This is a genomic window from Neobacillus bataviensis, assembly GCF_019969725.1.
This window is the reverse complement of the sequence record NZ_JAHXYW010000005.1, coordinates 445,377-460,136: the sequence shown is the minus strand read 5'-3', so window position 1 is coordinate 460,136 and position 14,760 is coordinate 445,377. Positions and strand designations below refer to the sequence as shown.

The 14,760-nt window shown below is 37.1% G+C and carries 10 protein-coding genes; 7 read left to right on the top strand and 3 right to left on the bottom strand.

The annotated features are described in order from the left end of the window. Positions 1 to 98: 98 nt before the first annotated feature. Positions 99 to 614: a nuclease-related domain-containing protein gene (locus LC455_RS15980; protein ID WP_223592220.1), complete on the bottom strand. Its 516-nt coding sequence runs from the start codon at positions 612 to 614 to the stop codon at positions 99 to 101. A gap of 173 nt (positions 615 to 787) precedes the next feature. Between LC455_RS15980 and LC455_RS31725 the strand changes: the two genes are divergently transcribed. From LC455_RS31725 to LC455_RS15950, 4 genes are all read left to right on the top strand, one after another. Beyond that, the gene (locus tag LC455_RS31725; protein WP_317851443.1) at positions 788 to 2,281 is read left to right on the top strand and encodes a glucosaminidase domain-containing protein; all 1,494 of its coding nucleotides are present in this window, start codon (positions 788 to 790) and stop codon (positions 2,279 to 2,281) included. Between the two features lie 337 nt (positions 2,282 to 2,618). After that, entirely contained in the window at positions 2,619 to 3,365 is a 747-nt protein-coding gene (locus LC455_RS31720) for a C40 family peptidase (protein WP_317851442.1), read from the top strand. A 151-nt stretch (positions 3,366 to 3,516) separates the two neighbouring features. Further along, positions 3,517 to 5,565, top strand: a complete 2,049-nt coding sequence (locus LC455_RS15955) for a leucine-rich repeat domain-containing protein (protein ID WP_223592219.1) — start codon at positions 3,517 to 3,519, stop codon at positions 5,563 to 5,565. Positions 5,566 to 5,713: 148 nt separating this feature from the next. Beyond that, entirely contained in the window at positions 5,714 to 7,720 is a 2,007-nt protein-coding gene (locus tag LC455_RS15950; protein ID WP_223592218.1) for a leucine-rich repeat domain-containing protein, read from the top strand. A gap of 44 nt (positions 7,721 to 7,764) precedes the next feature. Here the strand turns inward: LC455_RS15950 and LC455_RS15945 are convergent, their stop codons facing one another. Next, the gene (locus tag LC455_RS15945) at positions 7,765 to 8,826 is read right to left on the bottom strand and encodes a hypothetical protein (RefSeq protein WP_223592217.1); all 1,062 of its coding nucleotides are present in this window, start codon (positions 8,824 to 8,826) and stop codon (positions 7,765 to 7,767) included. 229 nt (positions 8,827 to 9,055) lie between these two features. Here LC455_RS15945 and LC455_RS15940 point away from each other — a divergent pair, with 229 nt between their 5' ends. The 3 genes from LC455_RS15940 (at position 9,056) to LC455_RS15930 (ending at position 13,202) form a co-directional block, all read left to right on the top strand. Continuing rightward, positions 9,056 to 10,333 (top strand): nucleotide sugar dehydrogenase, encoded by a 1,278-nt coding sequence (locus LC455_RS15940; RefSeq protein WP_223592216.1) that lies wholly within the window; start codon positions 9,056 to 9,058, stop codon positions 10,331 to 10,333. A gap of 76 nt (positions 10,334 to 10,409) precedes the next feature. Further along, on the top strand, positions 10,410 to 11,117 hold the full coding sequence (locus LC455_RS15935; protein WP_223592215.1) for a WecB/TagA/CpsF family glycosyltransferase: 708 nt from the start codon (positions 10,410 to 10,412) through the stop codon (positions 11,115 to 11,117). Positions 11,118 to 11,285: 168 nt separating this feature from the next. Continuing rightward, entirely contained in the window at positions 11,286 to 13,202 is a 1,917-nt protein-coding gene (locus LC455_RS15930) for a metallophosphoesterase (protein WP_223592214.1), read from the top strand. Positions 13,203 to 13,246: 44 nt separating this feature from the next. On the opposite strand, the gene LC455_RS15925 is transcribed toward LC455_RS15930, so the two are convergent. After that, positions 13,247 to 14,710, bottom strand: coding sequence for an oligosaccharide flippase family protein (locus LC455_RS15925; protein ID WP_223592213.1), 1,464 nt, complete (start codon positions 14,708 to 14,710; stop codon positions 13,247 to 13,249). Positions 14,711 to 14,760 lie beyond the last annotated feature (50 nt).

The window sequence follows — 14,760 nt, the reverse complement described above, 5'->3', positions numbered from 1 at the left end:
TTTAGGACTATGAGTATATGGAGATTTTGTTATATGTAAAGAAATTAATTGGTCAGCTAACTTTTTGTGCCGGCTATTTAGTTTTGATGGAATCATATCTAACTTTTCATAAAACGATCAAGCTGCGTTGGAAAAATAATGGGCTCGTTTAGTGGGTTTTGATATAAGGTAAACGCGGGGTTAATAAAAATAACATTTGATTCAATATTAAAATGATGTCCAAGATTATGGAGTAGATGACGGAACAGTGATGTACTTCTTTTTAGCTGTTGCAAAGGGTTCTTAATATCTTTTCGAGCCATCGTGAAGAACTCTCCAGATTCAAAAATATAATCTCCTTCATGATTTTTAACATCCAACAGGTAAATAGTGTCTTGATAAATAAGGGTAGTATCAATTTGGAATAGGGTGTTGTTAACCTCAAGCAATAAATCATTTAATACGAAGCATTCACTAGAGATCTTCTCAGTCAATAAATCAAACTTTACCTCCCCTTCATAACCTTTTTTAAGAGTTAAATAATACTGTTTTTCATTTTCTGTAAGAACCATCCTTGTATTTAAGTAACGAAGAATTTTTAACAATACGGGTTCAGTGCGAGGTTTATAAGCCATGTTTCACTTCCTTCCTAATTTACTATTTATTTTATAAAAAAACATCCGCGAGAAATAAAAAATATATGAATTTTCTATAACATTTCATGGCAGCAAATGTCGAATTTAAGGTGGAAACACATGGAAAATATGATACTCTTATAAAGAGAATAATAGATTGAGAGGAGAAAATAGTGAAAAAAGTAGTTTTTCGTAGTTTTTTAGTTGTCCTATTGTTGATGGGGATCTTTCATAGCAAGGCTTCAGCGGCACAAACAACAGCCGCATCAGTCCCGAATGAAATGAGTGTATTTGTCACAGAGCTGCCGGTTTATCGCAGTTTTGAGGAACTATCGGATTTTCGAATTCATTTGGACCCAAATTATCAGCAATATGCTGAATTGAAGTTTAACGACAAAGTAACCTTCCTCAGCCAAAAAGACTATGCGGCTGAAATTCAAATGGCTGACGGCAGAACGGGCTGGGTACATAAAGACTATTTAACCAGTGACCTATCCAAACAAACCTGGCTTGTGAAGGAGTGGAGAAATGTCAGAGACAACCCTACTACCCCTCCGACAAGTGGGAAAATCATTCCTAATCATTCAAAGGTATATGTCCTTGATTATGACCCGGCAAGTAATTATTTTAAGGTACGTACTGCAGATGGCTTACTAGAAGGCTGGATCTATGGTTTGTACCTGAAGGATGAATCATACAAACCGGGTGCAGGAAGCAATATTATTCCGTATGAATTTGAAAATGAAGGAAAGGTCACAAACAATATTACGATTTTTACCCCCTTAAATACGAAAGCCAATGTTACGGTTAATCAACTTAACGAGTTTATTAACTATAAAACTGGATGGAAACAAACTTTAATGACTGGAATGGGTTCAGCTTATTTGGAAGCCCAAAATAATTACAGCGTTAATGCCATCTATCTTTTGGCACATTCCGGTCTCGAAACCAAATGGGGCACATCTGATATCGTGAAAACAAAAATGAATTTCTATGGAATTGGTGCAGATGATAATCAGCCTGCTGCCAATGCAGATACGTTTTCGGCAGCAAGAAGTGGAATTGTGGATGGGGCAAAATGGATCAATGAGAATTATATAAGCAGAGAAAAATCCAATGTGGATTATCCGTTTTCTCAGCCAACGCTTGATAATATGAGATTCAACCATTCCTTCCATCAATATTCAACTGATCAAGCCTGGGCTGGAAAAATAGCTCAAATTGCAAAGGAATTTAATGCTTTTACGGCTAATACCGGCTGGAAAAATTTAAACGGTAATTGGTATTTTTATAATAGTAATTGGACCCTCGCAAAGGGGTGGCTGCTAACAGGAGGAAAATGGTACTACCTCAACTCATCAGGCGTCATGCTAACAGGCTGGCAATATATTAACGGCAAATGGTATTATTTAAATCCTGCTGGGGATATGAAAACCGGCTGGCTGGACACTGGAGGCAAGTGGTATTACCTTGATCAAAGCGGTGCGATGAAAACCGGCTGGGTAAGCACTGGCGGGAAATGGTACTACATGAACAACAGCGGTGTCATGCTCACAGGCTGGGTCAAGGTCACCGGCAAATGGTATTACTTATACAATGACGGCCATATGGCAGCCAATACTACCATTGGCGGATATCGTCTAGGAAAAGACGGGGCTATGTTATAACCAAAGAACCACTCCTTTCAAACGAAAGGGGTGGTTTTATTATTAATGAATAATAAATTATGAAATCATAGTCGAAAAATCTTTGTATCATTTTTGACATATTTCATCGGCTCCCCAGTAATCAATAGGATAAAAAGCATAAAACAGCTATGTCGTAAAGCCTGTTTTTCTTTATTTTTTGACTATTTTCTGAAAAATTCGATAATAAAGTCGAAAAAGGTCAATTTTTGAAACATTCCTGTAATAATATTAAAAAATAACTGTAAATTAAATCTATTAAATTTTATGAGATACTAGAATTAACAAAAAAGAGAGAAAAAGAAACACGGGGGTTATCATGAAGAAGTTAATAGTTACTGGTCTACTATCATGTTCTTTACTCTTGAGCGGATTAATCGGTGAACACAAAACAGAAGCGGCATCCTTTGGAGATACGGTTACAGATATTGCTCTTGATTATATTGGCGTACCATATGTATGGGGAGGATCATCTCCAAGCGGATTTGATTGCTCTGGATTTACAAGTTATACATACAAGAAAGCTGGGGTTACTTTACCACGAACTGCTGCGGACCAATACACAAAAGGACAAGCCGTTTCAAAAAGTAATCTAGTAGATGGCGATCTAGTTTTCTTTAGCACATATAAGGCTGGAGCATCGCACGTTGGAATTTACATAGGTGACAATAAATTCGTACATGCATCTTCTAATGGGGTTAAGGTCAGCTCTTTATCAGAGTCTTACTATACTAGAACCTATATTGGTTCGAAGCGGATTGGAAACACTAAATATGGATGGGTACTATCTGAGGGCTCTTGGTACTTTTACAAAAACGACGTAAAGCAGACTAGCTGGATAAAAGATGGGAATACATGGTATTACTTAGATTCAAACGGCAAAATGAAAACTGGCTGGTTATTATGGAATAATGATTGGTATTATTTAGGACCTAGCGGTGCAATGCTAACTGGCTGGATTTATTCTGGCAGCCACTGGTATTTCCTAAACTCTGACGGCTCAATGGCCAAAAATACAACAATTGATGGATACGTAATCGGAAGCGACGGAGCTTGGATTAAATAAATAGTTTATAAAAAGCGAAACCACACTCAAGATGGTTTCGCTTTTTTATGTTGAATTTATTATTTCTATATTTATAAATTATTCAATTTTTTCCACTTTATTTGGAATACTTTGATATAATGTACCTAGTAAATTTAGGGGGTTAATAGAGATGCAGAAATTTAGCAAGATCATGCTGGCCTCTGTTCTATCGCTTTCATTCATGGCTCCATTGAATACGAAAGCAGGCGAACAAACCAAAACGGTTACACAAACCGCGCCAGCCGCTGCCAAAACGGCAAAATGGACAAAAGAATCTTTTAAGCAAAAAGCACTCAATGATTTGCAGAGGCAAAAACCAAGATTAAGCCAGCAAACACCAAACGCAGTGACGCAAGGAACAAACGATGTGGTTACGTTCAAAGATAACAATTTGGCAAACGCTGTGCGTGAGGCATTAGGAATCAGCTCCACAACACCCATTACTCAAGCTAAACTAGCAACTCTAACATATTTAGAAGCATCTGAGTACAATATTACAGATTTATCAGGTCTGGAATTTGCTGTAAATTTAGACTTTCTCAATCTATCAAATAATAATATTAGCAATTTATCCCCAATAAGCAAATTATCAAAATTAATTTATGTATTCGTGGATAATAATAAGCTTGAAAACAGCAGCCTAGCTCCTCTTAATGGGCTTCCAGAATTACAGGTCTTAGATTTATCAAGCAATCCAATTAATAATATATCCGGATTAGTTAATTTACCAAAATTAGAGTATTTAGGTTTAGGATATACCCAGTTTGTAAACAGCACCCTATCCACGCTTAGCGGGTTAGCAGTATTAAAGTATGTAGATTTATCGGGAAATAATATAAGTGATTTCTCTGGCTTGAGCGAAGTACCACAATTAACAGGCTTAGGAGTTACAGATAGCAACTTCACCGATCTGTCTTCACTTAGCGGGCTCACAAATCTAGTAGAATTAGAATTATCCAACAATGGAATTACGGATATTTCCCCATTGAGCAGTCTTACGAAATTGGAATATTTATCTCTTTGGGAGAATGGTGTCAGTGATCTTACTCCAATCTCTAATTTACCATCTTTAACCACTTTGGATTTGGACGCTAATCAAGTGTCGAACCTACAGCCGCTGACAGGTTTGAGCAAATTAGCGAACTTATATATTTCTTCTAATCCAGTATCTGATATTTCACCATTACTTGATTTAGTCAGCTTAGAAAATGTTATGATGATTGATATGCCGAATCTTGATTTGACTGAAGGTTCAGCAGCGATGCAGGTGATCAGCGAGCTTTTCGCAAATGGTGTTCAAGTGGATTATGATGGAAACTATGACCCAGGAATCGAATATGGCTGGACAGTAGATGAAGACGGAAATCTCTACTACTACGATGAAGATGGCAATATGGTTACCGGCTGGTATGATATTGATGATGTGAGATTTTACTTTGACCCGGTTACTGGTGTGATGGCCTCTAACAAATGGATTCTTGATGGTGGCAAATGGTATTACGTTGATGAAGAAGGTATGATGGTATCGGGTGGTGTTCTGAAGATCGGCAATGCCCACTACTTCTTTGATAACAGTGGTATCATGAAAACAGGCTGGGCCTATGACGGCAACTCTTGGTACTATGCCAATAACAAAGGACAGTTGTTAACTGGCTGGCTCCAACTTAGCGGCAAATGGTATTATTTAAAAACTGATGCGAATTCCTACGGTCAAATGGTCACTGGCGTATTCATGGTTGGCAGCACACCATACTATTTTGATGGTAATGGTGCAATGAAAGCAAATGGCTGGTATTTCGATGGCACCTATTGGCACTACGCTAAGAGCAGCGGAGCTCTATATAACAAAACATGGTTATTATATAAAAACAAGTGGTATTACTTCAATTCTAAGGGAGATTCTGTCATAGGCAGAAACCTCGTAAACAACGCTTATTATTTCTTTAATAAAAACGGGGCAATGGTAACTGGCTGGGTTAAACAGGAAGGAACTGCGAACGAATACCGTTATTACAAAAGTAATGGTGCCGAGCTCCGCGGCTGGTTAAAATACGGGAATGATTGGTACTATTTTACCAACGATGGATTAATGGTTCATGGCACATATATAACAATTGGCAAAGAAGTTCATTATTTTAATACTGATGGAAAATGGACAGGTTCGAAGCCAATAAATTAGGATTGTAAGGCGACTGATATTTCGGTCGTCTTTTTTGTTGCAAAAAGAGAATGAGAATCTCCTATTTTAATATTTATAAACTATCTTTTTCCACTTTTTGGAGTGTATTTCTGGTATAATATACCTATTAAAAAGGGGGTTAATAGAAATGAAGAGATTAAGTAAATTATTGCTAGTTTTTGTTCTCTTGCTATCATTCATGGCACCATTGAATGCACTAGCTGAAGAACAGACACCAGCAAAATCAGGAATAGGGCAAAGTGGTGACACCACTGTTCCTGCAGTGGAGTCCGCTCCCGCTGTGACCAATGATCAAACAGGCACGACTAATGATCAAACAGGAACAACTGATGATCAAACCGGGACCATTAATGACCAAACAGAATCGGCCGGTGATCAGACTGCTCCAGCCGGAGAGCCATCAACAGAAACAACCGAACCCGAACCTGCACTAGCAGAAGATCCAATTCCTAAAGAGGCAGATAAAGAACAACCGCAGCAAACTACACCAAATACTACACCAGATACAACTGAACCAAATGCTGCAATTCAAGGTACATATGATGTGGTTACTTTTAAAGATGCGAACTTGGAAAAAGCTGTCCGAACTGAACTAGGTCTTGGGGCGACCGACCCAATTACCCAAGAACAAATGGCGGCACTTACGGGATTAGATGCAAGCGGACAAAATATTTCTGACTTGACTGGCTTAGAATATGCAGTAAATTTATACTATCTTTATTTAGGCCAAAACAATATTACTAATTTATCACCTTTAAGCGGCTTAATAAACCTTGCTTATTTGGATTTATCAAGCAATCAAATTAGTAATACAGCGCCACTTAGTGGATTAACAGCATTAAGTAATCTGGATTTATCGATGAACCATATTACCGATGTAACATCATTGGGACTGTTGAATAACTTAACATCCTTAATACTTTATGGAAATGATATTACTAATATTTCATCGTTAGCTAGTTTATCTTCTTTAGAAGTACTAGACTTGGATAACAATAATATTAGTGACCTGCTGCCTTTAAATTACCTTTATAGTTTAACAACACTGTTCATATCAGGAAATCCTGTAACAAATATCGAACCGCTTAAAAATTTGTCGAATCTGTCATATTTAGAAATGTATGATATGCCGAACCTAGACCTCTCAACAGGCTCAGCAGCTATTCAAGTCATTAACGTTTTAAAGGCCAATGGTGTGGAAGTTTACTTTGATGGCAGCACGGAGGAAGTGATTGTTGGCTGGTATCAAAAATACGGTGATTGGTACTATAATGATAAGAATGGAAACATGGTTACAGGTTGGCATCAAGAAGGAACAACTTGGTATTATTTAGACCCTAGCAGCGGCGTTATGACGACAGGTGAACGTGATATTGATAACGCCACTTATTATTTTGATACAGTCAGTGGGAAAATGAAAACCGGCTGGGTTGAATATAATTACTACTGGCATTATTTTAGCGCAAATGGAAAAATGCTTAAAAATAACTGGTTATCCAGCGGCGGCAAATGGTACTTTCTGAACTTTTATGGCGAAATGGCAACGGGAGCTTATAGAATCAATGGCGCCTATTATTTCTTTGGAAGCAACGGTGCAATGAAAACGAATGGCTGGAATGCACAAGGAAGCGAATGGTTCTATAGTAAAAGTGACGGCAAACTTCTTACCGGCTGGCTCTCTTCAGGCGGTAGGTGGTATTACTTAGATCCTAATGATTTTGGGGTCATGGTAACAGGGATAAAAAATATTTCCGGAATTAATTACTTCTTTTCAGCTAGTGGTGCTATGGGAGCAAATGGCTGGTATTTTGATAGAGAGTACTGGCATTATGCGAAAAGCAGCGGCGCATTATATACAAAATCATGGTTATCTTATAGAGGAAAATGGTATTACTTCGATGAATATTCGGATTTATTAACTGATGGAAGATATCGTATTGGTACCACTATTTACCTCTTTAATGAAGATGGCGTTATGCAAATAGGTTGGATAAATTTCTATGGCTACGATTATTACTACGGATACTATTCGTTCTACCGCTATTACAATAGCAATGGTGCGGAGCAGCATGGCTGGGCAGTGATTAATGGTAAATCCTATTACTTTGATTCAGACGGAATTTGGATCAATTAACATCTAAAAATAACAAAAGAGGCTGTTCAAGGCAGCCTCTTTTGTTATTTTTCTGTTTTTAATTGCTTCCATTTAAAATGTTCTACCTGATCAAGCAGCTTTGCTTTATTTTCTTGAATCTTCTCTTCTGACTGTAGATATGCTTTTTGAGCGAACTGTTGAGCCATCCAATCATTAATTGTTGAAAAATAATGGGAACCATCCAGGTAATTAGAAATAGTATAGGTCACTTTTTTTTCAGTTTGAAAATCATAGATTTCTACATTATTCAGGTCTTTAACCTGTCGAAAAACATATTCTTTTATTTTTAAACGGTCTAAAAAGGCTTGTTTGCTTCGATTATAGTTATTTACATGATAGGTAATTGGATATGGAGTATAGTAAAGCTTAAATTCTTGATTAGGATGCTCTTTTAACACTGGAAGGATATTCGAATCGAAATTTTCCTTCATATCTTGAAAAGAAACCCCATCGGGCACTGGATTTTGGTTATTTACAACCTTTGTATCCTTAAATTGTTCCGGAGTTTGTCCTGGAATCCCACTACCAAATTTATATACATTATACGGTGTGCGTACTGAAGCATTTGTTTTCTCTGCTTCTCTAGAATCAAAGTATAATTCTCCGGAGTAGGAGCTAAACAAATATCTAATATCATCTAATGGGAATGTATTATATAAATAAGCAGGAAAAGTTCCGGAATCATTATTAACTCGATTGCTTTCCCCATACAAGGAATCAAAATTAATTTCCCAAAAAACAGTTTTAAGGTTGTGATGTGTTTTATTTGCCAGCTGATAAACATAATTTTGTTCCTTAGCAGAAGCGGCGGATAACGCAGCATTAAAGCTTTTGACATGAAGTTCCTGATCAATAGTTTGTTCATTAAAATTCTGACTCATTGATGGTCCGATGATTATTGTATCGTAATCTAAATTTTTAATAAAAGCAGGAAGTTGAAAGCGGCCATTATTACTATAGTAGCGGCTTTCTTTCTTTAAATGATAATATCCAAGCGGGTCTTTCTTATAAATGAATAATGAATACAGTCCAGCCAAAATCACACCTGTGATAAGAAAATAGATAAAAAATTTTTTGTAACCCATTCGTTTACTCCTTAAAACGTTCTATCATTCAACTTATTAGATTATCGTTAATGTTGGAAATTGTCAATATACGACAACATTTGCGCCTCATAGTTTCTTTTAGTCAAGTTTTTTGTTAAAATTAGTTGGGAAAAATTCATTCGTCATACTTTTTAGCGGCTAGACTGCGTTATGAAAGTAAAATATAAGCTTAATGACATTTTAAAGTTAGGTTATGAAAGGAAGTCACTTGATGAATAAAATTTGTGTCATCGGCCTTGGCTACATCGGTCTCCCTACCTCTGTTATGTTTGCAAACAATGGCATTCATGTTCACGGTGTGGATGTAAATGCAGCGGCCGTAGAAAAAATTCAAAATAAACAGCTTCATATTGAAGAGAATGGTCTGGAAGAGCGTCTTATTGCGGCGATTGACAGCGGCAATCTTACCGTTTCCACTACTCCTGAAAAAGCTGACGTATTTATTATCGCCGTTCCATCGCCAATTAACCCTGATAAAACAGCAGATATGAAATATGTTGAAGCGGCAACAAAATCGATTGTCCCTTATCTTGAAAAAGGAAATCTTGTTATTCTTGAATCAACTGTTCCACCAAGGACGGTTGAGGATGTAATGATGCCGATATTAAAAGAGAGCGGACTTGAAATGGGAACGGAACTTCTCATTTCTCACTCCCCAGAACGGGTTATTCCGGGTCGTGTGTTTGAAGAGCTTGTTAATAACAGCCGGATTGTCGGCGGGATTAACGAAGAGTCTTCAGAAAAAACACGCGATCTATACCGCGCCTTCGTAAAGGGTGAAATTTTCTTAACCGATGCGACTACCGCAGAAATGGTTAAGGTTATCGAAAACACGTACCGCGATGTAAATATAGCGTTTGCCAACGAACTTGCACGTGTTAGCGAGACTCTTGGGGTCAATGTGTGGGAGGCCATCAAGCTTGCCAACCATCACCCACGAGTAAATATCCATATGCCAGGTCCGGGTGTCGGCGGTCATTGTATCGCGGTTGATCCTTGGTTCCTAGTGGAACAGGATCCGGAAAATGCGAAAATCATTCACCTTGCCCGTCAAACGAATGATTCCATGCCGCTATTTGTGGCAAATAAAGTGAAAACAATTGCTGAACAGCAGCAAATTAAGAACCCGAAGGTGGCTGTTTTAGGCCTTTCCTTCAAGGCGAATATCGATGATATGCGCGAAAGTCCGTCTGTCGAGGTTATCCATCATTTAAAGGAATTGAATCTGGAGCTAACGGCATTTGACCCGCATATTAAAGAACAGAAATTCCCGCAGCAGGCCTTAAAGCTTGAAGAAGCCTTACAGAATGCGGATATTGTTCTAATCTTAACTGAGCATGATGAATTTAAAATTCTTGATCCAAAGCAAACGGCCAATTTGGTTCGTTCTAAAATTGTACTGGATACAAAAAATTGCCTTCCGCGTGAAGCTTGGGTTAAAGCCGGCTTTGATGTCCGTGTTTTAGGGGATTCTAAACATAGTTAATATTTACGATGATGACTGCGGCCGGTACCCTCTGCCGCAGTTCGTTTCATATGTAAAGTCCAAAAGGTGGTACGTTATGAAGGAAAACTTTCTCGGTGTTGATGTTTGTAATTATGATTATGACCAGCTTGCTTCATTATTAATGCAGGATATCAACCAGAAAAAGAAGTCATTTATTGTGGCGATTAATCCGGAAAAAATTATGAAGGCGCAAGAGGACGAAGAATTAAGAAAGCTTCTGAATCGTGCAGATTATCAAATCCCGGATGGCATTGGCGTTATTTTAGCGTCCAAGCTAAAGGGCGGACAGGTGACCAGCCGTGTCACGGGCATTGATATGATGTTGAAGCTTTGCCAAACAGCAGCGGCACAAGGAAAACGGATTTTTTTATATGGCGGAAAGCCTGGGGTTGCCGATGCGGCAAAGGCGGAGCTTGAAAGGCAAATCCCGGGTATTCAAATTGTCGGGACGTTACATGGCTATGAGAAAGATGAAAAAGTGGTCGTCGATACCATCAATCAACATCAACCAGAGATTATTTTCGTAGCATTAGGAAGTCCTACGCAGGAATATTGGATTGTCAATCATATGGATAAAGTCACCCCCTACATCTTTCAAGGGGTCGGCGGCTCATATGATGTAATTTCCGGCAATCTCAAGCGAGCACCGGAGCTTTTCCAAACACTTGGCCTTGAATGGTTCTACCGTCTAATGAAAGAACCATGGCGCTGGAAAAGACAATTGATTTTGCCAAAATTCCTTTTAAGAACATTAAAAAAATAAGTATTTATCTTGATATAAAAAAGAGAGGTAAACTTAGGTCACAAATGACTAGGTTTCCCTCTCTTTTTATTATTGGGAAATATTATAAACAATTCTAGTAATCTTTCAATTATTGGTATAAAATTCTTCAATAGAGAGCAATATACATTCGTGATTGGAGAGAAAGCTTTGAAATTTAGATTCCTAACTTTTATATTTTTTATTTTGATAATTCTATGTCCACAGTCTCCCTCAAGCGTTAAGGCAGCAGGTGGGGAAGCACAGGAAGAGCAGCCCTTGCTGCAATTTCCCGTTATGAGTGATATTCACATTGGAGGTGACTATCAAAAGGATAGATTCACCAAAGCGCTGAATGATTTGCAAATGATTGCGCCACATTACCAGGCAATTGCGATGGTTGGAGATATTACTAATAATGGAACAGAACAAGAATATGATACTTTTAATAATATTTTAAATTCAACGATCAATCCTGCATCTGAAAAAATCATTACTATGGGAAACCATGAATATTTTGAAGGTATCTATTCTCCCTCAGGATTAAATGCCGAGATTTATATGAAAAGGTTTTTGGATAAGACTGGCATGCCAGGAGATAAAATTTATTATGAAAAGTGGATTAATGGTTACCACTTTATTACTCTTGGAGGAGAGGGGTTTCCTAGTCCGGATGACCATGATCATGCCAACATAACGGAGGAACAATATTGGTGGCTTAAAAGAACCTTGGCAAAAAATGCTGACCCATCTAAACCAATCTTTGTTTTTCTTCATCAAGCCATTGATCATACTGTATATGGCAGCGATGATTGGGGGGCTGGATTTCAAGATAATAGACTTAAAGATATATTGAAAAGATATCCTCAAGTCATTTTGTTTTCAGGACATTCTCATTATCTTTTGAATCACCCAAGAACGGTTTTTCAGGATGGTTTTACTATGGTGAATTCCGGTTCGGTTGCTTATACCTATTCAGATTCCGGGTCTAAGATGTTTTCTCAAGGACTGCTTGTAAATGTTTATGCAAACCATGTTGAAATAAAAGCGAGAGATTTTACTAATAGTTCATGGATTCAAACATTTACGATTCCAACACCTTTCCAACAAACATATAAGGATGATGAAAAGCCTTATTTTTTGGAAAGTTCAAAGATAAATCTGGAAAAAAATATTAGTGGAGATTCGGTTACTCTCTCCTGGGACGCAGCAAGAGACAATACGCTGGTTGATAAATATGTCATTAAAAATAATGGGGAAGTAATTTTTACAAAAAATATGGAGTTCTGGGAGCATGAAACTTCAGAAAATCGGATTTATGCAGAAATTTCAAATTTATCTCCGGAAACTGCCTACAATCTCGAAATTTCCGCAGTGGATGCTTGGAACAATGAATCCTTATTAAAGCTAAACACTTCCTTTGATACACCTAAATTATTCGGCTGGAAATTGGCAGAAGGAAAGTGGCGGTACTATAAAGAGGGGGTGCCCGTCACAGGCTGGGCAAAAATACAAGAACAATGGTATTTCTTTCTTAACGACGGCACCATGTATACAGGCTGGCTTACTTTAGGCAATAAGAAATATTATTTAAATACTAATGGAACCATGCAATTAGGCTGGAAGGAACTAGACGGGAAAATATATTACTTTAACAATGAGGGGAGTCTACAATTAGGCTGGATAAACGACCGAGGAAATTGGTATTACCTTAAATCAGACGAATTGCTGAAGGGCTGGCATCTATTAAATAACAGTTGGTACTTCTTTAATGATAAAGGTGTAATGAAGACAGGTTGGATTCAATCAGCCGGAAAATGGTACTACTTAGACACCAAAGGAGTAATGAAGACCGGTTGGATTCAATCAAGTGGAAAATGGTACTTTTTGGACAGCAAGGGTGCGATGAGTATCGGATGGATCGCTGTTGGTGATAAATGGTATTACCTGCAAACCAACGGAGAAATGAAAACGGGCTGGCTTTATGAATATGGAAAATGGTATTACTTGAAGCCAGATGGGTCTATGGCCAAAAATACAACCATTCAGGGCTATGTTTTTGGTAATGATGGAGTGTGGAAAAAATAATAGTTTAGAAAGAAAGGGTATCCTAACTAGGATACCCTCTCTTATTACTGTACAGTCCTTCCAAAACGACCTTTTATTTTATTAAGAAACAATGAAAAAACTTCGTCTTTTGTGAAAAATAATATTGCCGCATAGACCATCACACAAACGAAAACCGATACCAAAAATAATGGGATGTAATGAGAAATAAACATCTTTATCAGATAGTGGATGGGGATAAAGATGAGCGAATACAGGAAGTATTTCGTTTTTGAGAAAGTAAATAAAGAATAATCTATCTTTAAATATTTTCGGATAAACACATACTCCATTGTGACTAATAGAAAATTAGAAATAGCAGTAGTCAAAATGGCTGTTGTTGGATTGAAATGGTTCATTTGTATTAAAACAATCTTAAAAATGAGGTTAAGAATCCCAGAAATAAAGACAAATTTAACCAGGATATTTTCCTTTTTCTTCACATAAATAACTTGATTCGATAAAATTGAATCAATCCCCAGTGATATCATATAAATGGCAAAAATCTTAAGCGTGGTCTGGGCGCTAATATATTTATGTCCTCCATATAAGAGAATTCCGGCATCAGCTGTGACGAAAAGGCCAATGGCTGCAGGAAATAAGAAGGCAAAATAAACTTTAGATATATTGTTTAGCAGTTTGAGATAAGAGCCCTCATCTTCATTTCCAGATAGATAGGATAGACGCGGAATCGTTACTTGAATAATACTAAGCATTAGCGTATTAATAATCCCCATTATTTGTTGTGCCATTACATAGAAAGAAACTGATTTATTACTAATGTATTCCCCCAGCATGAAACGGTCCAGTTGAACATAAAGGATATTGGCATTAGAAAAAGCAACCACTAATAATAGGGGCTTAATATGTTTTTTTATCGTGATATTGGAAAAGTCCAGTTGAATTTTTCTTTTAATATATATGAAGCTTACAATATTATTAAGAAAAGTTGTGAGAATTAACAAAAAAGCATATTGTTTATAATCATGTGAGCTCTTAACAAGAGTAAATAATAATGCAAGATAGATCACCTTAATGACAATCGTTTTAATCGTGATGAAATTATACTTTTCTCTTGCTTCATTAACCCATTCTACATAAAAGATATTGCCTATTAAGTTGACGGCATAAATCATTAATACCGGAAAGATTACTTTGTCTCCATATCCTACATAGATAAATATCAAATAAATAAGTAATGAAAGTACACTTGTACCCATACTAATGGTCAACATACTTGTAAAGAATTGGTTTACCTTTGTCTGATCATCCTTAATACGGCTCATCTCTCTTAGGCCATACTGGTAAACACCAAACACCGCAAAAATGAAAAAGTAATTAAAGATCGTTTCAGACCGCTGTACCATCCCAATAGAATTAGGCCCAAGAGTACGATATACATAAGGTCCTACTAAGATAGGGATGATGATATTAAACAAATTTAGTAATATTTTGTAAATTACATTTTTAATGATTGACGATTTTTGCATAAAACACCCGCGTAGCCTTTCTTATATAAAAATGCGAATGACAAAAACTT

What these genes read in the sequence shown, in the direction of transcription:
- LC455_RS15950 (WP_223592218.1), top strand. Translation starts at nt 5,714, where the DNA reads ATGAAGAGATTAAGTAAATTATTGCTAGTTTTTGTTCTCTTGCTATCA.
- LC455_RS15935 (WP_223592215.1), top strand. Translation starts at nt 10,410, where the DNA reads ATGAAGGAAAACTTTCTCGGTGTTGATGTTTGTAATTATGATTATGAC.
- LC455_RS15980 (WP_223592220.1), bottom strand. Translation starts at nt 614, where the DNA reads ATGGCTTATAAACCTCGCACTGAACCCGTATTGTTAAAAATTCTTCGT.
- LC455_RS31720 (WP_317851442.1), top strand. Translation starts at nt 2,619, where the DNA reads ATGAAGAAGTTAATAGTTACTGGTCTACTATCATGTTCTTTACTCTTG.
- LC455_RS15955 (WP_223592219.1), top strand. Translation starts at nt 3,517, where the DNA reads ATGCAGAAATTTAGCAAGATCATGCTGGCCTCTGTTCTATCGCTTTCA.
- LC455_RS15925 (WP_223592213.1), bottom strand. Translation starts at nt 14,710, where the DNA reads ATGCAAAAATCGTCAATCATTAAAAATGTAATTTACAAAATATTACTA.
- LC455_RS15945 (WP_223592217.1), bottom strand. Translation starts at nt 8,826, where the DNA reads ATGGGTTACAAAAAATTTTTTATCTATTTTCTTATCACAGGTGTGATT.